18 protein-coding genes are annotated in these 19,752 nt (G+C 62.9%); 10 read left to right on the top strand and 8 right to left on the bottom strand.

What is annotated here, in order from left to right:
* Window positions 1-29 precede the first annotated feature (29 nt).
* The 4 genes from NKH06_RS24025 to NKH06_RS24010 all read right to left on the bottom strand — a co-directional run bounded on the left by NKH06_RS24025 (window position 30) and on the right by NKH06_RS24010 (window position 4,548).
* Window positions 30-1,295: a glycerate kinase type-2 family protein gene (locus tag NKH06_RS24025; protein ID WP_352442654.1), complete on the bottom strand. Its 1,266-nt coding sequence runs from the start codon at window positions 1,293-1,295 to the stop codon at window positions 30-32.
* On the bottom strand, window positions 1,292-1,795 hold the full coding sequence (locus NKH06_RS24020) for a heme-degrading domain-containing protein (protein WP_128302778.1): 504 nt from the start codon (window positions 1,793-1,795) through the stop codon (window positions 1,292-1,294). The genes NKH06_RS24025 and NKH06_RS24020 overlap by 4 nt, the downstream gene beginning before the upstream one ends.
* 217 nt (window positions 1,796-2,012) lie before the next feature.
* A complete protein-coding gene (gene guaD, locus NKH06_RS24015) occupies window positions 2,013-3,329 on the bottom strand; it encodes a guanine deaminase (protein ID WP_128302777.1) in 1,317 nt (438 codons plus the stop codon).
* Between the two features lies 1 nt (window position 3,330).
* On the bottom strand, window positions 3,331-4,548 hold the full coding sequence (locus tag NKH06_RS24010) for a urate hydroxylase PuuD (RefSeq protein WP_352442653.1): 1,218 nt from the start codon (window positions 4,546-4,548) through the stop codon (window positions 3,331-3,333).
* A 162-nt stretch (window positions 4,549-4,710) separates the two neighbouring features.
* Here NKH06_RS24010 and NKH06_RS24005 point away from each other — a divergent pair, with 162 nt between their 5' ends.
* From NKH06_RS24005 to NKH06_RS23995, 3 genes are all read left to right on the top strand, one after another.
* Window positions 4,711-5,631 carry a LysR family transcriptional regulator gene (locus tag NKH06_RS24005; protein ID WP_128302775.1) on the top strand — a complete coding sequence of 307 codons (921 nt, stop codon included), beginning with the start codon at window positions 4,711-4,713 and terminating at the stop codon, window positions 5,629-5,631.
* A gap of 103 nt (window positions 5,632-5,734) precedes the next feature.
* Window positions 5,735-6,751: an LLM class flavin-dependent oxidoreductase gene (locus NKH06_RS24000; RefSeq protein ID WP_352442652.1), complete on the top strand. Its 1,017-nt coding sequence runs from the start codon at window positions 5,735-5,737 to the stop codon at window positions 6,749-6,751.
* Window positions 6,748-8,001 (top strand): LLM class flavin-dependent oxidoreductase, encoded by a 1,254-nt coding sequence (locus NKH06_RS23995; RefSeq protein WP_023813626.1) that lies wholly within the window; start codon window positions 6,748-6,750, stop codon window positions 7,999-8,001. Before NKH06_RS24000 ends, NKH06_RS23995 begins: the two co-directional genes overlap by 4 nt.
* A gap of 19 nt (window positions 8,002-8,020) precedes the next feature.
* Here the strand turns inward: NKH06_RS23995 and xdhC are convergent, their stop codons facing one another.
* From xdhC to uraH, 4 genes are all read right to left on the bottom strand, one after another.
* On the bottom strand, window positions 8,021-8,959 hold the full coding sequence (xdhC, locus tag NKH06_RS23990) for a xanthine dehydrogenase accessory protein XdhC (protein WP_023813627.1): 939 nt from the start codon (window positions 8,957-8,959) through the stop codon (window positions 8,021-8,023).
* A gap of 61 nt (window positions 8,960-9,020) precedes the next feature.
* Window positions 9,021-11,372 (bottom strand): xanthine dehydrogenase molybdopterin binding subunit, encoded by a 2,352-nt coding sequence (gene xdhB / locus NKH06_RS23985; RefSeq protein WP_023813628.1) that lies wholly within the window; start codon window positions 11,370-11,372, stop codon window positions 9,021-9,023.
* Window positions 11,372-12,853 (bottom strand): xanthine dehydrogenase small subunit, encoded by a 1,482-nt coding sequence (gene xdhA, locus NKH06_RS23980; protein ID WP_023813629.1) that lies wholly within the window; start codon window positions 12,851-12,853, stop codon window positions 11,372-11,374. Before xdhA ends, xdhB begins: the two co-directional genes overlap by 1 nt.
* A gap of 3 nt (window positions 12,854-12,856) precedes the next feature.
* Window positions 12,857-13,231, bottom strand: coding sequence for a hydroxyisourate hydrolase (gene uraH / locus NKH06_RS23975; RefSeq protein WP_023813630.1), 375 nt, complete (start codon window positions 13,229-13,231; stop codon window positions 12,857-12,859).
* A gap of 203 nt (window positions 13,232-13,434) precedes the next feature.
* Here uraH and puuE point away from each other — a divergent pair, with 203 nt between their 5' ends.
* The 7 genes from puuE (at window position 13,435) to NKH06_RS23940 (ending at window position 19,722) form a co-directional block, all read left to right on the top strand.
* Entirely contained in the window at window positions 13,435-14,853 is a 1,419-nt protein-coding gene (gene puuE, locus NKH06_RS23970) for an allantoinase PuuE (protein WP_023813631.1), read from the top strand.
* A gap of 10 nt (window positions 14,854-14,863) precedes the next feature.
* Entirely contained in the window at window positions 14,864-15,727 is an 864-nt protein-coding gene (locus tag NKH06_RS23965; protein WP_128302771.1) for a bifunctional allantoicase/(S)-ureidoglycine aminohydrolase, read from the top strand.
* Window positions 15,724-16,215, top strand: coding sequence for an ureidoglycolate lyase (locus NKH06_RS23960; protein ID WP_128302770.1), 492 nt, complete (start codon window positions 15,724-15,726; stop codon window positions 16,213-16,215). The genes NKH06_RS23965 and NKH06_RS23960 overlap by 4 nt, the downstream gene beginning before the upstream one ends.
* A 67-nt stretch (window positions 16,216-16,282) precedes the next feature.
* A complete protein-coding gene (locus NKH06_RS23955) occupies window positions 16,283-16,876 on the top strand; it encodes a nucleoside deaminase (RefSeq protein ID WP_128302769.1) in 594 nt (197 codons plus the stop codon).
* Window positions 16,877-16,936: 60 nt separating this feature from the next.
* Window positions 16,937-17,206, top strand: coding sequence for a type II toxin-antitoxin system MqsR family toxin (locus NKH06_RS23950; RefSeq protein ID WP_352442651.1), 270 nt, complete (start codon window positions 16,937-16,939; stop codon window positions 17,204-17,206).
* Between the two features lie 37 nt (window positions 17,207-17,243).
* Window positions 17,244-17,657 (top strand): type II toxin-antitoxin system MqsA family antitoxin, encoded by a 414-nt coding sequence (locus tag NKH06_RS23945; protein ID WP_023813636.1) that lies wholly within the window; start codon window positions 17,244-17,246, stop codon window positions 17,655-17,657.
* A gap of 79 nt (window positions 17,658-17,736) precedes the next feature.
* Window positions 17,737-19,722, top strand: coding sequence for a CocE/NonD family hydrolase (locus NKH06_RS23940; RefSeq protein ID WP_352442650.1), 1,986 nt, complete (start codon window positions 17,737-17,739; stop codon window positions 19,720-19,722).
* The last annotated feature ends 30 nt before the right edge of the window (window positions 19,723-19,752 follow it).

Genomic DNA, 19,752 nt, shown 5'->3' with positions numbered 1-19,752 from the left:
CCGCTTCACACTTCCTGGAATTGCTTCAGCTACCTGATCAGAATTGCCCTGAGATCGTTGACATTCGTACCGGTCGGGCCGGGTACGAAAAGATCGCCAACCGCGTTGAAGGCCGTCCAGGCATTGTTGCCGGCAAGCATAGCCTTGGCGTCCACCCCGGCTGCGCGCATGCGCGATACGGTCGAGCCATCGGCGAAGGCGCCGGCATTGTCTTCCGAACCGTCGATGCCGTCGGTGTCGGCGGCCAGCGCGTGAATGCCGTCGACGCCATTGATGCCGATGGCGAAGGCCAGCAGGAATTCCGAATTGCGGCCGCCCTTGCCTTTTGCGCGCAGCGTCACGGTTGTCTCGCCGCCCGACAGGATCAGCACCGGCTTTTGAAATGGCCGGTTGCGCGTCGCCACTTCGCGCGCGATCGCGGCATGGACGCCGCCGACTTCGCGCGCTTCGCCCTCGATCGCATCGGAGAGGATGATGGCTTCAACGCCTTGCCGTTTCGCTTCCGCAACAGCCGCTTCGAGCGACACCCCGGCCGAAGCGATCAAATGCACCTCGTTGCGCGAAAAGCGCTCGTCATCCGGGCTTGGCGCATCGGCGGCCGGCGAATTGATATGCGCCATCACCGAGGCCGGCAGTTTCATGCCATAGGCCGATATCGAGGCCAGCGCGTCTGCGCGGCTGCCTGTATCCGGTACGGTTGGGCCGGAGGCGACCATTGCCGGATTGTCGCCGGGAATATCGGAGACGATCAGCGACACCACCCTGGCCGGCCATGCGGCCGCTGCCAGCCTGCCGCCCTTGATGGTGGAAAGGTGCTTGCGGATGGTGTTCATCGCCGCGATCGGCGCACCCGAGGCGAGCAGCGCCTCATTGACGGCGATCTCGTCGGCCAACGTCAAGCCGCCAGCGGGCGACGGCAACAGCGCCGATCCGCCGCCGGAAATCAGCGCCACCACTAGGTCATCCTCAGTCAGACCCTGGACCTTGGCGAGCAGGCGCCGCGAGGCTTCCAGACCGGCAGCGTCCGGCACCGGATGAGCCGCCTCGATGATCTCGATGCGCTCGCAGGTCGCGCCATAGCCATAGCGGGTGACGACCAGCCCTTCGATCGGGCCGGCCCACACTTTCTCGAACGCTGCCGCCATCTGCGCCGAGCCTTTGCCCGCGCCGATGACGATGGTACGGCCCTTTGGCTTGGCCGGCAGATGATCCCGGATGGTTCGTTCCGGATCGGCGGCGGCAACGGCGGCGTTGAAGATGGAGGTCAGGAAGGCCTTGGGATCGAGCACGGTCATTCGGCGTCCCGAGGCAATGCCAAGCCGCGCTTGTCGACGCCCAAATGATCGCACAGCGCATCGACGACGAGGCCATGATCCTCCCGCTCCGGCAGTCCGGAGACGGCGATCACACCAATGACGCCGGCGCCCGTGACGGTCACCGGAAAGCCACCGCCGGCCAGCACGTAGTCGGCAATATCCAGCCCTTCGCCGATCTTGAAGCTGCGGTCCGGGCGCTGCTGTTCCAGCACCATGTGGTAGGTGCTTCTCAGGAACCGCTTGACCACATTGGTCTTGCGTCGCGCCCAGTCGGGGTTCGAGGCGTTCGAACCCGGCATCGCGGCGTAGAACAGCGGCCGATCCCACAGCCTGACGTCGACAATGATGGGCAGTTTCTCGGCAATTGCACGATCGCGAATGGCGGAGCCGATTTTGAAAGCGACGGCCTCGTCGAAGGTGGCGAAGACAAGGGTCTCTTCCTGTCTCTTGATCAGAGCGATGTCGTCAGCAACGGCCATTTTCTTTCTCCGAAATCGTCACACGTCGTGTGTACGACAAGCTCCGCTCGGTCAAGCTTCCGTGGAGCGGCCCCCTCATCCGGCCGCTTCGCGGCCACCTTCTCCCCGGTGGGGAGAAGGTGAAGCGTCGGCACTGGCGATCTCCTCTCCCCTCGGGGAGAGGTCGGATTGCCCCGAATTGCCCTTGCAATTCGGTTGGCAATCCGGGTGAGGGTTCTTACCCCGCGATCATATCCGCCTTGGCTGGCCGCCCCGCCACATAAACCTCGCGGACAGTGCGGTCGTCACCCAGCGTCTGCAGCAGGAACAGTTCCTGCGCCAGCGTCTCGACCGTTTCCATCCTGAGCCGCATCGCCGGCGTTGCCCTGGCGTCCAGCACGACGATGTCGGCATCGCTGCCTTCATCCAGCGTGCCGATCTTGTCAGCCACCGACAGCGCCTCGGCATTGCCGCGCGTCATCTGCCAGAAGGACTGGAGCGGGTTGAGCTTCTCTCCGTTCAGCGCGATCACCTTGTAGCCCTCGTCCATGGTACGCAGCATGGAGTAGTTGGTGCCGCCGCCGACATCGGTGGCAGCGGCGATCCGGACCGGCTTGCCGCGGCGCCGGAAGCGCTGGTAGTCGAACAGGCCGGAACCGAGGAACAGGTTGGAGGTCGGGCAGAACACCGCTACCGAGCCCGAGTCCGAAAGCGCATCCGCTTCGCGCTCCGACAGATGGATGCAATGTCCAAACAGGCTCTTTTTGCCCAACAGCCCGTAGTGCTCGTAAACGTCGGTATAGTCGCGCGACCACGGGTAGAGTTCCTGCGTGAAAGCGATTTCGGCGTGGTTTTCCGACAGATGCGTCTGCATGTGCAGGTCGGGATATTCCAGACACAGCGCGCCCGCCATCTCCATCTGCTCCGGCGACGAGGTGATGGCGAAGCGCGGCGTGATGGCGTAGTGCTGCCGTCCCTTGCCATGCCATTCCTTGATCAGCGCCTTCGTGTCGTCGTAACCGGATTGCGGTGTGTCGAGCACGCCGTCGGGAGCATTGCGATCCATCATCACCTTGCCGGCAATGTTGAGCATGTTGCGGTCATGCGACTCGGCGAAAAAGGCTTCGGCTGAAGCCTTGTGCACCGAGCAGTAGGCGGCGACCGTTGTTGTACCGTGGCGCACCATTTCGTCGAGGAACAGCCGCGCGATGCGGCGGCCGTGCTGGGCGTTGGCGAACTTCGTTTCCTCCGGAAAAGTGTAGGTTTTCAACCAGTCGAGCAGTTCTGCGCCATAGGAGGCGATGACCTGCATCTGCGGAAAATGCACATGGGCATCTATAAAGCCGGGCAGCAGCAGATGCGGCCGATGGTCGATTCTCTTCACCGTTTCGCCGGCCTGCTTTTCAACCTCGGCATAGGCGCCGGCGGCGACGATCCTGCCGTCGCGGATCAGCAGGCCGCCATCCTCTTCGTAGCGCCAGGCGGAATGGTCGTCGATGGTTTGCGGCCAGCGCACGAAGGACAGCGTGCGGCCGCGCAGAAGTGTCGAGGTCATGCTATTTCCCTGCGCCTTCGAACCAGGCCACCAGCAGCGCCCGTTCCTTGTCGGTGATCTGTGAGACGTTGGCGGGCGGCATGGCGTGGCTGCGACCGGCCTGCAGATAGATCTCGCGGGCGTGGTTGGCGATATCCGCATCGGTGTCGAGCATCACGCCCTTCGGTGCATGATAGATGCCCTCATAGACCGGCTCCGCCGCATGGCACATCGAGCAGCGGCCGAGCACGGTGTCGCGCACGGCCGGGAAATGCGCTGAAGCGACATAGATTTGCGCCGACGCGGATTCCTTGGGTTCGCCGGTCAGCACTTTCGGCGCAGTCGACAGCCAGATGATGACGATGAACAGGACGAGTGCCGCCATCCAGGTCCAGGTCGGATTGCCTTTGCGGGCATGGATCGAGTTGAAATAGTGCCGGATCAGCACGCCGATGATGAACACCAGCGAGGCGATGACCCAGTTGAACTCAGTGCCGAACGCCAGGGGATAATGGTTCGACAGCATCAGAAACAGCACCGGCAGCGTCAAATAGTTGTTGTGCAGCGAGCGCTGCTTGGCGATCTTGCCGTATTTCGGATCGGGCTTGCGGCCAGCGATGAGGTCGGCGACAACGATCTTCTGGTTGGGGATGATAACCATGAAGACGTTGGCCGACATGATCGTGGCGGTGATGGCGCCCAGATGCAGGAAGGCGGCGCGGCCGGTGAAGAGATGCGTCAGCCCCCAGGCGATGAACACCAGCACACAGTAGAGCACCAGCATCAGGCCGGTGTCGCTTTTGCCGAGCGGCGAGCGGCACAGCAGATCATAGACCACCCAGCCGACGCCGATCGTTGCCAACGACAGCAGGATGCCGACCGGGACGGACATTGGGAGCACGTTGGGATCGATCAGGAACAGATCGGCCCCGGCATAATAGACGACGCACAGCATGGCGAAGCCGGACAGCCAGGTGGCGTAGGATTCCCATTTGAACCAGGTCAGATGCTCGGGCATTTCGGCCGGCGCCACCAGATATTTCTGGATGTGGTAAAAGCCGCCGCCATGCACCTGCCATTCCTCGCCGAAGGCGCCGACGGGCATGCCGGGACGCTGGCGCAGGCCGAGGTCGAGCGCGACGAAGTAGAAGGACGAGCCGATCCAGGCGATGCCGGTGATGACGTGCAGCCAGCGCACGGCAAAACTTAGCCAGTCCCAGAAAATCGCGAAATCCATCATTGAAATCGTCCCTGCCGATTGGGCGACTTTACGGGTTGGAGCGCAAACGGAAAGAGGCGAGGCGCACGATGACTTTCAAAAAAAAATGGAAAATACTAGGGTAGTCACACGCAGCAGGATGGGAGCCGCCCGAAGGCGGCCTCAGGAAAGCCACGAAACCGCATGGCCTATCTGGACAACATTGCCGTCTTCGTTCGCGTGGTCGAACTCGGCAATCTGTCGGCGGCCGGTCGCGACATGCGGATTTCGCCCGCGGTCGCCTCCAACCGCATCAAGGAGTTGGAGAAGCACCTGGGCGTGCGTCTGTTCAACCGCACGACGCGGCAATTGATGCCGACCGAGCATGGCACGGTTTTTTACGGGGGCGCCAAGCAGGTCTTGGAGGCGATCACCGAGGCGGAAGCCGCGGTCTCGGCGCTTTCCGGCCAGCCGCGCGGCACCATCCGCGTTACGGCACCCTTGGGCCTCGGCCGCCGGCTGGTCGCCTCGGGCATTCCCGATTTTCACGACAAATACCCAGACATCGAGGTGAGGCTGAGGCTTTCGGACCACAATGTCGACATCATGAAGGAAGGCATCGATGTCGCCTTCCGGCTCGGCATCATCGAAGATTCCAGCCTCAGGATGCGCGGCATCATGGAATGCGAGCGCGTGCTGGTGGCGGCGCCGAAATATCTCGAGGCCCGCGGCGAACCGTTGGAGCCGCAGGAGCTGATCGGCAAGAAGCACGACTGCCTGATGCTGCGTTATTCCGGCGCGCGCGAATATGTGTGGACGCTGCAGACCCCCACAGGCCCGCAGAAATTCGAAGTGCACGGGCCCTACGACACCGACGATGGCGACGTGCTGACCGGCTGGGCGCTTTCGGGGCGCGGCATCATCAACAAGCCGCGCTTCGAGGTCGAGCCATTCATCCGCGACCGGCGGCTGAAGGTGATCCTGAGCAGCACGCCACCGACACCGGTGCAGTTCGCCGCCGTCTATCCGCACAAGAAGCTGCAGGATCCAAAAGTACGGCTGCTGCTCGACTTCATGGCCGAGCGCTGCCAGCGACTGATCAACGATCTGCTAGCTGGGAAATAATGCTGGCCGGCACGTGACCGGCGCTTGGCCCAGCGCCAGCGGTTGCCATCCCTGGATGTGGCGAACATAGTTCGGGTGGTATTTCGTCTCGCAGGGACCATCGATGGACAACGGCGCCACAATGCATCTTGCCGTTTCGCTGTTTCCGGGAACCATCGATCCATCACCGGGGCGGGAATTCAGCCGCCTGGCCGGTTTAGTGCAAAAGGCCGAAGCGGCGGGCCTGGACATGGTGCTGCTTGCCGATTCAGCGCCGGCTTCCGGCGGCGGTGCCGCGAACAGTCCGATGCCCTTCGAAGCGACCACTTTGCTGGCCGCATTGGCAACTGTCACAAGCAGGATTGGCCTGGTTGCCGCTGCCTCGACAATTGCCCACCAACCCTACAATCTGGCGCGCCGTTTCGCTTCGCTCGACATCATCAGCCATGGCCGCAGTGGCTGGAACGCGACCATGGCGCAGGCGCCACGGGAAACAGCCAATTTCAGCCGGCCCGAAGGATTTTCGCCTGACGATTTCCGCCGTCGCAGTGAGGAATATATCGGCATCGTGCAAGGTCTGTGGCAGGGCTGGGATGCGGACGCGCTGCTGTTCGACCAGAGCGGCGGCCGCTTCCACGACCCCGGAAAGATGCACCTGCTCGACCACAAGGGCGAGTTCTTCTCCGTGCGCGGACCGCTGAACATCGCGCGGTCGCCGCAGGACACACCGGTGCTCGTCTTGTCGGGCCTGTCGGTATCAGACCTGGATATTGCCGCCCGCACCGCCGATGTCATCCTGCTGGACGACGGACCGATCGATGGCGCGAAAGCGCGTTATGAGGAGCTGAAGCGCCGCGTTGCCACCTGCGGACGCGAGCCTAATGCTGTGAGGCTTCTGACGAATATCTCGCTCGTCGCCGATGGTACCGCCAAGCCGACCATTGCCGACAGCATGGAAAAAGGTTTCCGAGCGAAAAGCTGCGACGGGTTCAACATCCAGATGCCGGCACAACTCTCCGCGCTCGAGGATCTCGTCGATCTGGTTTTGCCGGAGATGAGGCGGCGCGGCCTGTTTCGAGAGAGCTATCGCGGCGCAACGTTGCGCTCGCATCTCGGACTCACCGGCGGAGGTGATCAATGACCCGCCAGATGAAGCTCGGCGCCTTCCTTTGGGCGACAGGCCACCACATTGCCGCTTGGCGCCACCCACAAGCGCATGTGAGGGCCGGCATCGACATCGACCATTACATCCAGCTGGCCCGCGCGGCGGAAGCGGCTAAGTTCGACATGGTGTTCTGCGAGGACGCCGCCGGCCTGCGTGAGGCCAATGTCGGCATCGCCAGCCAGACCTCGCGTTCGATCGGTTTCGAACCGATCAGCCTGCTGTCGGCGCTTGCCGTCCAGACCAGCCGCATCGGTCTCGTCTCCACCGCTTCGACAAGCTACAACGAGCCCTATGGGCTGGCACGAACCTTCCTGTCGCTCGACCATCTGAGCGGCGGTCGCGCCGGCTGGAACCTGGTCACCTCGGCCAGCCCCATCGAGGCCGCCAATTTCGGCTCGACCGGCCTCAAGCCCCATGCCGATCGCTATGAGCGCGCGCGTGAATTCGCCGAAGTCGTCACCGGGCTCTGGAACGGCAAGCTCGGCGCCTCCGGCCACGACGGCCAGAGCTTTTCGGTTCGCGACCCGCTCGATCTGCCGCGTTCGCCGCAGGGCGCGCCGGTGATGGTCCAGGCCGGCGCCTCGGATGTCGGCCGCGACCTTGCCGCCCGCACCGCCGATGTGGTGTTCACGGCGGCGCAGACCTTCGAGGAAGGGAAGGCCTTCTACGACGATCTCAAGGGGCGTATGGCCGCTTATGGGCGTGAGCCGGACGACATCAAGATCATGCCGGGCGTCGCGCCAGTGGTGGCGGAAACCGAGGCTGAGGCCCGCGAGAAATACGAGGAATTGCAGGACCTGATACCCGACGACGTCGGCGTTGCGCTTCTGTCCAGCTATCTCAGCATCTCCGATCTGTGGCGCTACCCGATCGACGGGCCGCTGCCGGATCTGCCGGAGAGCGAGGGGATGAAAAGCCGGCAGGCGCTGGTCATCGAGCAATCGCGCCGCGACGGCCTCTCCATCCGCCAGCTTGCCCGGCATTTCGCCGGCGCGCGTGGCCATTGGCGCATCGTCGGCACTGCGGCCCAAGTCGCCGACGAACTGCAGGCTCGGTTCGAGGGTGGCGCGGCCGACGGTTTTAACGTCATGCCGTCATATTTCCCCGGCGAACTTGATGCCTTTGCGACGCTGGTCGTGCCGGAACTGCAGCGGCGCGGCCTGTTCCGCAGGGACTATGAAGGCCGCACCTTGCGCGAGCATCTGGGCTTGAAGCGGCCGGCATGAGATGCGTTGAGGCGCAAGCTTAGCCGACCATCACCTTGTCGTGCGGGACCTGATGGTCGGCATTTGATGCTGTGGCGTGCATGACCAGCGCCGTCATGATTTCGGCGGCCGCGAGCGCTGCAATGACTTGCGGGCGCTTGTCCTTGACGGCAGCGCCGCCGATCGGCGAGACGAGGCGGGCAAATTCCGCCTCGCTGCCGTCCGCCGATTTCAGGAACCAGTTCTTGAACGTCGCTTTCTTGGTCTTGGACCCGATCATGCCGACATAGGCGGCATCGCCGCGTTTCAGCGCCTCGGCGACGATCAGGAAATCCAGCGCATGATCGTGGGTCAGGATGGCGAAGGCGGCGCCAGCGGGAGCGTTTCGCACCATCGCTTCCGGCATAGCTGTCAGCCTGGTCTCGACGGATTCCGGCATGCCTTCCAGTGCTTCGGCCCGCGTCTCGATGACGATGCCGTGCACGGGAAGAAGTGCGATCGTCGACGCCAGCGCCTGGCCGACATGGCCGCCGCCGAAGATGTAGACACGCGGCAGGTGCGCCTCCTCGGCTTCCGCAGCCGCAACCAGATCGGCGGCAAGGGCTGCATCGACGAGCCGGATCAGCACTTCGACGCGCCCGCCGCAGCATTGGCCGATTTCCGGGCCTAGCGGCACATCGAGGGTCGCGCGGCTTTCCCTGCCCCTTGAGGGGAGGGTGGCGGCGAAGCCGCCGGGTAAGATCGGATCGGCGCGGGTTCTCTCCCCCCTTGAGGGGGAGAAAAGCATCTGCCGGGCTTTGTCGATCGCCATGTATTCGAGTTGACCGCCGCCGATGGTGCCAAAGATCGCCGCCTGCGAGACGAGCATGAAGGCGCCCTTCTCGCGTGGCGTCGAGCCTTTTGTTCCGGTCACTTCGACCAGGGCAACCTGGCCGGCGCTGGTGAGAAAGGCTTTCAGGCTTTGCACTTTCGAGTTCATGGTTCACATTCCCGAATGGGAAATATAGGTTTTTCGGCCCAGATTGCACATTCTGCCAGATTCAGGCGCCGGCCTTCGTCTCTTTCTTCAGCCTCTCGATCGCCATCAGCACCCGCTCCGGCGTTGCAGGAGCATCGAGGCGCGGACAGATCTTGTGGTCGGCGACGCTGGCCACTGCATCCGACAGGGCGTGCAGCACCGACATGCCGAGCGGGAACGGCGGCTCGCCGACTGCCTTGGAGCGGTGGATGGTCGGCTCGCTCGCTTCCGGCCAGTCGGCCAAGGTGATGTTGAATATCTTCGGCCGGTCGGAGGCGAGCGGGATCTTGTAGGTCGATGGCGCGTGCGTGCGCAGCCGGCCCTTGGCGTCCCACCACAGTTCTTCCGTCGTCAGCCAGCCCATGCCTTGGATGAAGCCGCCCTCGATCTGGCCGATGTCGATGGCGCTATTCAGAGATCGGCCGCAGTCATGCAGAATATCGGTGCGCTCGACCATGTATTCGCCGGTCAGCGTGTCGACCGAGACCTCCGAGCACGACGCGCCATAGGCGAAATAATAGAAGGGGCGGCCCTCGCCCTTGTCGCGGTTCCAGTGGATTTTCGGCGTCTTGTAGAAACCCGCCGCCGACAGCTGGATGCGAGCCATATAGGCCTGCTTGATGAGGTCGGCGAAGGCGATTTCCTGGTTGCCGATGCGCACCCGGTTGGGCAGGAACAGCACCTGATCGCGCGGCACCTGATATTTTTCAGCGGCGAAATCGATCAGCCGGTCCTTGATCTGGCGAGCGCCATTTTGCGCCGCCATGCCGTTGAGATCGGAGCCGGACGACGCTGCCGTGGCCGAAGTGTTCGGCACCTTGCCGGTCGTGGTCGCGGTGATCTTGACCTGGTCGAGGTCGATCTGGAACTCTTCCGCCACCACTTGCGCAACCTTGACGTAGAGGCCCTGCCCCATCTCGGTGCCGCCATGGTTCAGATGCACCGAACCGTCGGTATAGACATGCACCAGCGCGCCGGCCTGGTTATAATGCGTGGCGGTGAACGAGATGCCGAACTTGACCGGCGTCAGCGCCAGGCCGCGCTTGATGAAACGGCTGTTGGCGTTGAAGGCCGATATCTCACGCCGGCGCCGCGCATAGCTGGCGCTTTGCTCGAGCTCGGCGACGATGCGCTGGATGATGTTATCCTCGACCGTCTGGTGGTAGGGCGTGATGTTGCGGTCTGACGTACCATAAAAATTCTTCTTGCGGATTTCGAGTGGATCCTTGCCGACGGCGAAGGCCACCTCGTCGATGACGCGCTCGGCGCCGACCATGCCTTGCGGGCCGCCGAAACCACGAAAGGCGGTGTTCGACACGGTGTTGGTGTAGAGCGGCGCCGATTGCGCATGCACCGCCGGCCAGAAATAGGTGTTGTCGCAGTGGAACAGTGCGCGATCGGTCACCGGGCCGGAAAGGTCCGACGAAAAACCGCAGCGCGCCGCGAACATGAAATCGACGCCGAGGATGTTGCCCTCGTCATCGAAGCCGACTTCGTAGTCGACGAGGAAATCGTGACGCTTGCCGGTGGCGATCATGTCGTCGTCGCGGTCGGGCCGGATCTTCACGGCGCGATGGTGTTTCTTCGCGGCGATCGCCGCCAATGCGGCAAACTGGTTGCCTTGCGTCTCCTTGCCGCCGAAGCCGCCGCCCATCCGGCGGATCTCCACCGTGATGGCATTGCTCGGCACGCCGAGTGCATGGCTCACCATGTGCTGGACTTCGCTCGGATGCTGGGTCGAGGAATAGATGGTGACGTCCTGATCCTCGCCCGGAATGGCCATGGCGATATGGCCTTCGAGATAGAAGTGTTCCTGGCCGCCGATGCGCATTTTTCCCTTTAGCCGGCGCGGCGCCTGACGGATCGCTGTAGCGGCATCGCCGCGCTTCAGCGTCAGTGGCGGCGTGACGACCTTGTCCTTCTTCGGATCGAGCGCGCCAATGTCGGTGACGAAGGGCAATTCCTTGTATTCGACCTTGGCCAATCTGGTGGCGCGACGCGCCTGCTCGCGCGTCTGCGCAATGACGCAAAAGATTGGCTGGCCATAGAATTGCACCTTGCCGTCGGCCAGCACCGGCTCGTCGTGGCGGCCTGTCGGCGAAATGTCGTTCTCGCCCGGCACATCCTTGGCCGTCAGCACGTCGACAACACCGGGCGCTGTACGCACCGCCGAGAGATCCATGCTGGTAATCGTGGCATGCGTGGCGGCAGAAAGCCCGAGGCAGCCATGCAGCGTGCCGGCCGGTTCCGGCATGTCGTCGATATAGACGGCCGTGCCGCTGACATGCTTGTGGGCGGAGTCATGGCGTTGATCGGTGGCAACGCCGCCGGCGATCTTTTCAGCCTTCAGATTGGGGGGAGCGTGCTTGTTCATCATGCCGCCTCGTGCCTCGAAACCTGGATCGGCTCCCTGGTACCGCTGGTCTCGGCGAAGAAGCGCAGCAAGAGATTGCGCGCCGCGAGCGCACGATACTCGGCCGAGGCCCGCATGTCGGTGAGCGGGGTGAAATCCCTGGCATATTCGACCATCGCCGCGTCAACCGTGGTCTCCGTCCATGGCTTGCCGAGCAGCGCTTTTTCGACAGAAGACGCCCGCTTCGGCGTCGCCGCCATGCCGCCATAGGCAATGCGCACCTCCGCGACCGTGCCATCGCTGGCCAGCGTCAGGAAGAAGGCGCCGAGGGCCGCGGTGATGTCCTCATCGCGGCGCTTGGTGATTTTGTGGACGGCGAATTTCGTGCCCTTGACCGGAACCGGAACGTGCACGGCCTCGACGAATTCGCCCGGCTGCCGGTCCTGTTTGCCATAGGCAATGAAGAAGGTTTCCAGTGGAATCGAGCGCCGCTTCTTGCCCTTGCGCAGGGTGAGACTTGCGCCAAGAGCGATCAAGGGCGGCGGCGTGTCGCCGATCGGCGAGCCGTTGGCGATATTGCCGCCGATGGTCCCCATGTTGCGCACCTGTTCGCCGCCGATGCGATCGAACAACGGCCCCAGCGCCGGGATACGCTTCGCCAATATCGCGAAGGCATCAGTGTAGGTGACGCCCGCGCCGATCGAAATGATGCCGTTGTCTTCCGAGATGGTGCAAAGTCCGTCGAGATTGCCGATGAAAATGGCCGGCGAAATATCGCGCATGTGCTTGGTCACCCAGAGGCCGACATCGGTCGAGCCGGCAACGATGGTGGCGCCGGGTTCCTTGTCCAGCACGGCGGCGAAATCATCGACATCGGCCGGCACGACCAGCCGCGTCTTGGCCGAACCGATCTCAATCCGGGCGCCGTCATGCATGGCCTCGAGCCTCGCGGTGATCGCCTTGCGCTCCGTGGCCAGCGGATCCTTTACCGCCTTGCCGTAGCTGGAGATGGCATGCGCAGCGCGCATGATCGCCTCGTAGCCGGTGCAGCGGCAGAGATTGCCTTGCAAGGCCTTTTCGATATCCGCGTTCGACGGATTCGACGACTTCATCCACAGGCCATAGAGCGACATGACGAAGCCCGGTGTGCAGAAGCCGCATTGCGAGCCGTGGAAATCGACCATCGCCTGCTGCACCGGATGCAGTTGGCCTGATACGCCGCGCAGATGCTCGACGGTCACGACATGGGTGGCGTCCAACGAGCCGAGGAAACGGATGCAGGCATTGACGCTTTCATAGACCAGCCCGCCGGCCGAGAGCTTGCCGACCAACACGGTGCAGGCGCCGCAATCGCCCTCGGCGCAGCCTTCCTTGGTGCCGCGCAGCGACCGGTCGAGCCGCAGCCAGTCGAGCAGGGTCGCGTCGGGTGCCACCGACGAAAGCGCGACGTCCCTGCCGTTGAGGATGAAGCGGATTTCATTGCGGATGCTAATTTTGGCCATGCCTCAGCTCCCCCTGTAGGTCGAATAGCCATAGGGCGAGACGAGCAGCGGCACATGGTAGTGCAGCGGTTCGGCCATGCCGAAGCGGATCGGTATCACATCGAGAAAGGCGGGGTTCGGCAGGCTCGACCCCTGCTGGCGCAAATAGTCGCCTGCGGCGAAGACCAGTTCGTATTCTCCGGGGCGGAACTCCGCGCCGGCGAGCAGCGGCTTGTCACAACGGCCGTCGGCATTGGTGACAACGGTCTTCAAATGTGTCCGCGCCTTGCCCTCGAGGTGATAAAGCGCGATCGACAATCCCGCCGCCGGCTTGCCTGTCGCCGTGTCGAGGACATGGGTCGTCAGACGCCCGCCATCGGCATTCGACGTTTCTGCCATTGGCCGCCTCCCATTTCCGGTACGAGCGAATTGGCCCGGTACGATCAAGTATCAACAGTGAATTGTGCGCCAATTAAAGGCGATGCATAAGTCCCGGTCGAGCGGAGTGCGACAAAAACACTTTCAAAAATTTTCGGGGGAATGCGAGAAGCACCCTTTCGATATTCTGATCATACTTCGGGCCATGCCCGGCGGGAGGGACGATGCGTTACAGCAGAGACATGCGCGGCTACGGAGTCAATCCGCCGGACCCGAAATGGCCTGGCGGCGCGCATGTCGCCGTGCAGTTCGTCGTCAACTACGAGGAAGGCGGCGAGAACTGCGTGCTGCATGGCGACAAGGCGTCCGAAGCCTTCCTGTCGGAAATCGTCGGCGCGGCACCCTGGGTGGGCCAGCGCCACTGGAACATGGAATCCATCTACGAATACGGTGCCCGCGCCGGTTTCTGGCGGTTGCTGCGGCTGTTCAGCGAGGCCGAGGTGCCGATCACCTGCTATGGCGTCGCCACCGCGCTCGCCCGTTCGCCGGATCAAGTCACGGCCATGCAGGAAGCCGGCTGGGAGATCGCCTCGCACGGGTTGAGATGGATCGACTACCGCGACCACAGCGCCGAGGATGAGCGCCGCGACCTCGAGGCGGCGATCAAGCTGCACTACGAAGTGACCGGCGCGCGCCCGACCGGCTGGTATACGGGTCGCACATCGATCAACACAGTGCGGATTGTGGCGGAAGAAGGCGGTTTCGACTATGTGTCGGACACCTATGACGACGAGCTGCCCTACTGGTTCGAGCATGATGGCGGCGCGCAGCTCATCATTCCCTATACGCTCGACGCCAACGACATGCGGTTCGCAACGCCGCAGGGCTTCAACTCCGGCGACCAGTTCTTTGCCTATTTGAAGGACAGCTTCGACACGCTCTATGCCGAGGGCAAGGCAGGCCGGCCACGCATGATGAACATCGGCCTGCACTGCCGCCTCGTCGGGCGGCCGGGCCGGGTGGCGGCGCTGAAGCGCTTCGTCGACTATGTGAAGTCGCACGACAGGGTCTGGCTGGCGCGGCGCATCGACATCGCCCGCCACTGGCAAGAGGTCAATCCTTATCAACCGGCGGCACTCCGCCCCTCGAAGATGGAATTCGAGACCTTCGTCCACACTTTCGGCGGCGTGTTCGAGCATTCGCCGTGGATCGCCGAACGCGCCTACGAACTGGAACTGGGCCCGGCGCATGACACTTCAGGCGGCCTGCACAATGCGCTTTGCCGTGTCTTCCGGTCCGCCAGCGAAACCGAGCGGCTTTCCGTGCTCAACGCTCATCCCGACCTTGCCGGCAAACTTGCCAAGGCCAAACGGCTGACGGCGGAATCGACCAGGGAACAGGCTTCGGCCGGCCTCGACGCGCTGACCGACAAGGAGCGCGAACTGTTTTCCAAGCTCAACGCCGCCTACGTCACCACTTTCGGTTTCCCCTTCATCATCGCGGTGAAGGGCAAGACGAGGCAAGAGATTCTGGCGGAATTCGAGGCGCGCATCGGCAACAGCCGCGGCGTCGAATTCGAAACCGCCTGCAAACAGGTCGAGCGCATCGCGCTGCTCCGCCTCAAGGACATGCTTCCGCAATAGGTTTGAACCCATGGATACGATCAGGATGCCCGAGCGAACCTATTACGCACCACATGGCGGCCACCCCGGCCAGAGCGAGCTTCTGACCGGCCGCGCCGTCTTCACCGAGGCCTATGCCGTCATTCCCCGGGGTGTGATGCAGGACATCGTGACCAGTGCGTTGCCGTTCTGGGACAAGACCCGCGCCTGGATCTTGTCGCGACCGCTATCCGGTTTTGCCGAGACGTTCTCGCAATACATTGTCGAGGTCGCGCCGAGCGGCGGCAGCGAGCGGCCGGAACCCGATGCCGGCGCCGAGGGCGCCCTGTTCGTGGTCGAGGGCGAGTTGACGGTTCTGCTTGCCGGCAAGAAGCATGTCTTGCGGCCCGGCGGCTTTGCCTTCCTGCCGCCGGCCAGCGGCTGGACGGTTCGCAACGAAAGCAAGGCCGACGTGCGCTTCCACTGGATTCGCAAGGCTTACGAGGTGGTTGACGGTCTCGATGTGCCGGAAGCCTTCTTCACCAACGAGCAGGAGATCGCGCCAACCCCTATGCCCGGCACCGAAGGCCGCTGGGCGACGACGCGGTTCGTCGATCCGGCCGATTTGCGCCACGACATGCACATGACCATTGTCACGCTGGAACCCGGCGCGGTCATTCCCTTCGCCGAGACCCATGTCATGGAGCATGGGCTCTATGTGCTGGAGGGCAAAGCGGTCTATCGCCTCAACCAGGACTGGGTCGAGGTCGAGGCCGGCGACTATATGTGGCTGCGCGCCTTCTGTCCGCAGGCCTGCTACGCGGGCGGCCCGGGAAAATTCCGCTATCTGCTCTACAAGGACGTGAACCGGCACGCCAAGCTCGGCGGCGCCGGTGTCCCCGGGCGGACGCCGTGACGCGGATCATTGCGCGGCCACTGACCCGCGAGAGCTTTGCTCCGTTCGGCGACGTCATCGATATGGGCGGCGACAACCACTACCCGATCAATGGCGGCCGCGCGGAACGCTATCACGATCTGGCGACCGCCGAGGCGATCGGACCGAATGCCCGCGTGCTGATCTCGATGGTGCGCGGCACGCCTTACGAACTGCCGCTGAAGCTGAGCATGGTCGAGCGCCACCCCTTCGGCAGCCAGGCCTTCATCCCGCTGTCGCCGCGCCCATTCCTGGTCGTCGTCTGCCATGATGGCGATGAGGGGCCGGGCGAGCCGCATGCCTTCACCACCGCACCCGGACAAGGTATCAACTATTCCCGCAATCTCTGGCATGGCGTGCTGACGCCGCTCGGCGAGCCTCAGGACTTCCTGATCGTCGACCGGGGCGGCGACGGCTCCAATCTCGAAGAATTCCATTTCTCGCATGCTTACGAGATCCATCTCCCTTAATTTTTTGTGCATGTCGTTACCCCAAAACCGGGGCACTTTTGGGCGACATGCAGCAGGAGAGCCTGAAATGACCGACATTTCTTTGATCGACCGCCTGCTCGACGTGATCGAACACGACATCGTGCCGAAGACGGCCGACGGTGTTGTCCATGGCAACAAGCTGTTCGGCGCGGCGATCCTGCGCAAGGACGACCGTTCGCTGGTGCTGGCCGAGACCAACAACGAGAGGGAAAACCCGCTCTGGCATGGCGAGGTGCACTGCCTGAAACGTTTCTACGAAATGCCGAAGGCGGAGCGCGTCGATACAAGAGACGCCATTTTCCTCGCCACGCATGAGCCCTGCTCGCTCTGCCTGTCGGCGATCACCTGGACTGGCTTCGACAATTTCTACTATCTGTTCAGCCACGAGGATTCGCGCGACAGTTTTGCCATCCCGCACGATCTGAAGATCCTGAAAGAGGTCTTCACCCTCGACCCCGGCGGCTACAATGCCGAGAATGCCTACTGGAAGAGCTTTTCTATCCGCAGGCTGGTGCGAGCGTTGCCCGAGGTAGAGCGGCAACGGCTGGAAATACGCATCGGCGCGATTTCGGCGCGCTACGATGATCTGTCCGGCGTCTATCAGGCGAACAAGGACGATAACGACATCCCGCTGAATTAGGGCTCTCGGCCTACCGGGGGGCACCCTTGAATTGCCACCTTTATGGTGGCATATTGCGTCATGGAGAAACGAAGGCTCACCTACGATCTTGATGCCATCAAGACGACGTTCGGGTCTGTCGATACGCTGGCGATCACGACGTCCGCTCTGCGGGATGCCACAGGCCTTGGCTTCGACCGTGCCGGCGTCGTCGAGGTAATCGGCGGCATGACGAGGAAAATGTTCGTGAAATCCATGACGACCTTTGCGGATCACCGGGTCTGGCAGGATGCCTATCACGTGCCCGTGCGCGACCTGATCCTCTACGTGAAATTCCAAGCGGATTCGTGACCGAGTTCACGGTCATGTCGTTCAAGGAGAAATGACCATGGCGACAAGAGAAGAAAATCGGACCATGATTTCCCCCGAAACCGGGGAAACGCTCACGCGTGACGTGCGTCCATTCACAGTGGCGTACAAGGGCGAGAGCATAATTGTCGACCTTCCGGGTTACTATCCAGCATCCGGTGACGAGGGTGTGCATATCGGAGGCGACATGGCTGCCGTCGATGCCGCACTACGCGCCCTCAAGGAGAGGATCGATGGCGTGCCGGCCCCGGCAACCATCCGCCGCATGCGCACAAAGCTCAATCTGTCGCAGCGCGAGGCAGGATCCCTGTTCAAGGTCGGCGAGAATGCTTTCGACAAGTATGAAAGGGGCCTGATCGAGCCGAGTGGCCCGACCATTCAATTGATGACGCTGCTGGAAAAACATCCTGAACTGCTGGATGAATTGCGGTAGCGGCACAGGTCGCATTTTTCGCTGCTCCAGTCGCGAATGGTGATTGAAAGTCGTCGCGCCGCGGGGCGTTATGCGGGCCATGAAAACAGTCACCGAATTTCCCCGCAAGGTCGTCGAGTTCCCGGATATGGGCATCGTCATGCCGGATGGCTGCCGGCTGTCGGCGCGGGTCTGGATGCCGGAAGATGCCGGCGATGATCCGGTGCCGGCGATCCTCGAGCATCTGCCCTACCGCAAGCGCGACGGCACCATCTTTCGCGATCAGCTGACGCATCCCTATTTCGCCGGCCACGGCTATGCCTCTATCCGCGTCGATATGCGCGGCAATGGCGATTCCGAAGGGCTGATGGACGACGAATATTCCGAGCAGGAATTGCAGGACGCCTGCGACGTCATCGCCTGGGCGGCAAGCCAGCCCTGGTGCAACGGCAATGTCGGCATGATAGGCATTTCCTGGGGCGGCTTCAACTGCCTGCAGGTGGCGGCCAAGCAGCCGCCGGCGCTCAAAGCGGTGATCAGCCTGTGCTCGACCGTCGACCGCTACGCCGACGACATTCACTACAAGGGCGGCTGCCTGCTGATCGAGAACTTCGGCTGGGCCTCGACCATGCTGTCCTACTCGTCGCGGCCGCCGGACCCGCTGCTGGCCGGCGACAACAGATGGCGCGATCTGTGGCTGACCCGGCTGGAGAACCAATCCTTCCTGGCGCCGCTGTGGCTGAAGCACCAGCACCGTGATGCCTACTGGAAGCGCGGCTCGATCTGTGAGGATTTTTCCGCCGTCAAAGCCGCGGTGCTGTCGATCGGCGGCTGGCATGACGGCTACCGCAACACGGTCTCGCATCTGGCCAGCAACATCGAAGCCCCGGTCAAGGGCATTATCGGGCCATGGATCCACAAATACCCGCATTACGCAGGACCAAAACCCGCCATCGGCTTCCTGCAGGAGGCCTTGCGCTGGTGGGACCGCTGGCTCAAGAGTGTCGAAACCGGTGTCGAGTCCGACCCGGCCTACCGCGCCTATGTCATGGACAGCGTGCGTCCGGCGCGCTGGCACCCCGAGCGTCCCGGCCGCTGGATTGCCGAGCAGCAATGGCCCTCGCCAACCATCAAGACGCAGACGGTCGATCTGATCCCCGCAACAGAAAAACCGGCCATCGTTGCCTCGCCGCAAAGCTGCGGCTTGGCCGGCGGCGAGTATTTTCCCTTCACCTTCGGCCCCGAACTGCCAGGCGATCAGCGCCCCGACGATGCGCTGTCGGTGTGTTTCGACCAGCCGGAACTCAGTCAGGCCATCGACATCGTCGGCGCCCCGGAAGTCGAATTGCGGCTGTCCTCCGACCGTCCGCAGGCCAACATTGCGATCCGACTCTGTGACGTGCATCCCGATGGCGCCTCGGAACTGATTTCCTATGGCGTGCTCAATCTGACGCATCGCAATTCGCATGAATTTCCCGAGGCGCTGGTGCCGGGCGAACCCGTGTTCGTGCGCGTCGTGCTCGATCAATGCGGCTATCGCGTTCCGCCCGGCCACCACCTGCGTGTTGCCGTTTCGAACGCCTATTGGCCTGCCATCTGGCCGTCGCCGGAGCCGGTCCGGCTGACCTTGTCGGCGGCGACGCTCCGCTTGCCGCTGCGGCCGCTGGCGACAGACGACGAAGCGGCGTTCGCCGAACCGGAAGGTGCCACTCCCTGGGCAACGGAGACGATCCGCGCCAGCAATTCCGAGCGCCATATCGATCGTGACGAAAAGACGGGAATCGTGACGCTTTTCATCATTGATGATTTCGGTGAGGTCCGCGATCTCGATCACGGTCTTGCCAATGGCAGCATTGCCCGCGAGACCTGGACGATCCATCCCGACGATCCGCTGTCGGCCTCGGGCAAGACGCACTGGACACAGACCCTGTCGCGAAACGGATGGTCGGTACGCACCGAAACGACAGCCGAAATGCGATCGGACGCGCAAAACTTCATCGTCAGCGCCAGAATCGAGGCCTATGAGGACGAAACGCTCGTCTTCGAGCGCAATTTCGAGGAGAAGGTGCCGCGCGCGCTTCTTTGAGCGCCGATTTCATTGGTCCAATTGCGACGT

This window comes from Mesorhizobium sp. M1342 (assembly GCF_040317955.1).
In the GTDB taxonomy this organism is placed as follows: domain Bacteria; phylum Pseudomonadota; class Alphaproteobacteria; order Rhizobiales; family Rhizobiaceae; genus Mesorhizobium.
Note: the sequence above shows the minus strand (reverse complement) of the source record. Positions and strands in the feature narration are given on the sequence as shown.

Bases quoted from the DNA above. Each gene is read 5' to 3' on its own strand.
- puuE (WP_023813631.1), top strand. From the start codon at position 13,435: ATGCGTTACAGCAGAGACATGCGCGGCTACGGAGTCAATCCGCCGGAC.
- NKH06_RS23955 (WP_128302769.1), top strand. From the start codon at position 16,283: ATGACCGACATTTCTTTGATCGACCGCCTGCTCGACGTGATCGAACAC.
- NKH06_RS23995 (WP_023813626.1), top strand. From the start codon at position 6,748: ATGACCCGCCAGATGAAGCTCGGCGCCTTCCTTTGGGCGACAGGCCAC.
- xdhB (WP_023813628.1), bottom strand. From the start codon at position 11,372: ATGAACAAGCACGCTCCCCCCAATCTGAAGGCTGAAAAGATCGCCGGC.
- NKH06_RS23945 (WP_023813636.1), top strand. From the start codon at position 17,244: ATGGCGACAAGAGAAGAAAATCGGACCATGATTTCCCCCGAAACCGGG.
- NKH06_RS24000 (WP_352442652.1), top strand. From the start codon at position 5,735: ATGGACAACGGCGCCACAATGCATCTTGCCGTTTCGCTGTTTCCGGGA.
- NKH06_RS24010 (WP_352442653.1), bottom strand. From the start codon at position 4,548: ATGATGGATTTCGCGATTTTCTGGGACTGGCTAAGTTTTGCCGTGCGC.
- NKH06_RS24020 (WP_128302778.1), bottom strand. From the start codon at position 1,795: ATGGCCGTTGCTGACGACATCGCTCTGATCAAGAGACAGGAAGAGACC.
- NKH06_RS24025 (WP_352442654.1), bottom strand. From the start codon at position 1,295: ATGACCGTGCTCGATCCCAAGGCCTTCCTGACCTCCATCTTCAACGCC.
- NKH06_RS23950 (WP_352442651.1), top strand. From the start codon at position 16,937: ATGGAGAAACGAAGGCTCACCTACGATCTTGATGCCATCAAGACGACG.
- xdhC (WP_023813627.1), bottom strand. From the start codon at position 8,959: ATGAACTCGAAAGTGCAAAGCCTGAAAGCCTTTCTCACCAGCGCCGGC.
- guaD (WP_128302777.1), bottom strand. From the start codon at position 3,329: ATGACCTCGACACTTCTGCGCGGCCGCACGCTGTCCTTCGTGCGCTGG.
- NKH06_RS24005 (WP_128302775.1), top strand. From the start codon at position 4,711: ATGGCCTATCTGGACAACATTGCCGTCTTCGTTCGCGTGGTCGAACTC.
- xdhA (WP_023813629.1), bottom strand. From the start codon at position 12,853: ATGGCCAAAATTAGCATCCGCAATGAAATCCGCTTCATCCTCAACGGC.
- NKH06_RS23965 (WP_128302771.1), top strand. From the start codon at position 14,864: ATGGATACGATCAGGATGCCCGAGCGAACCTATTACGCACCACATGGC.
- NKH06_RS23940 (WP_352442650.1), top strand. From the start codon at position 17,737: ATGAAAACAGTCACCGAATTTCCCCGCAAGGTCGTCGAGTTCCCGGAT.
- uraH (WP_023813630.1), bottom strand. From the start codon at position 13,231: ATGGCAGAAACGTCGAATGCCGATGGCGGGCGTCTGACGACCCATGTC.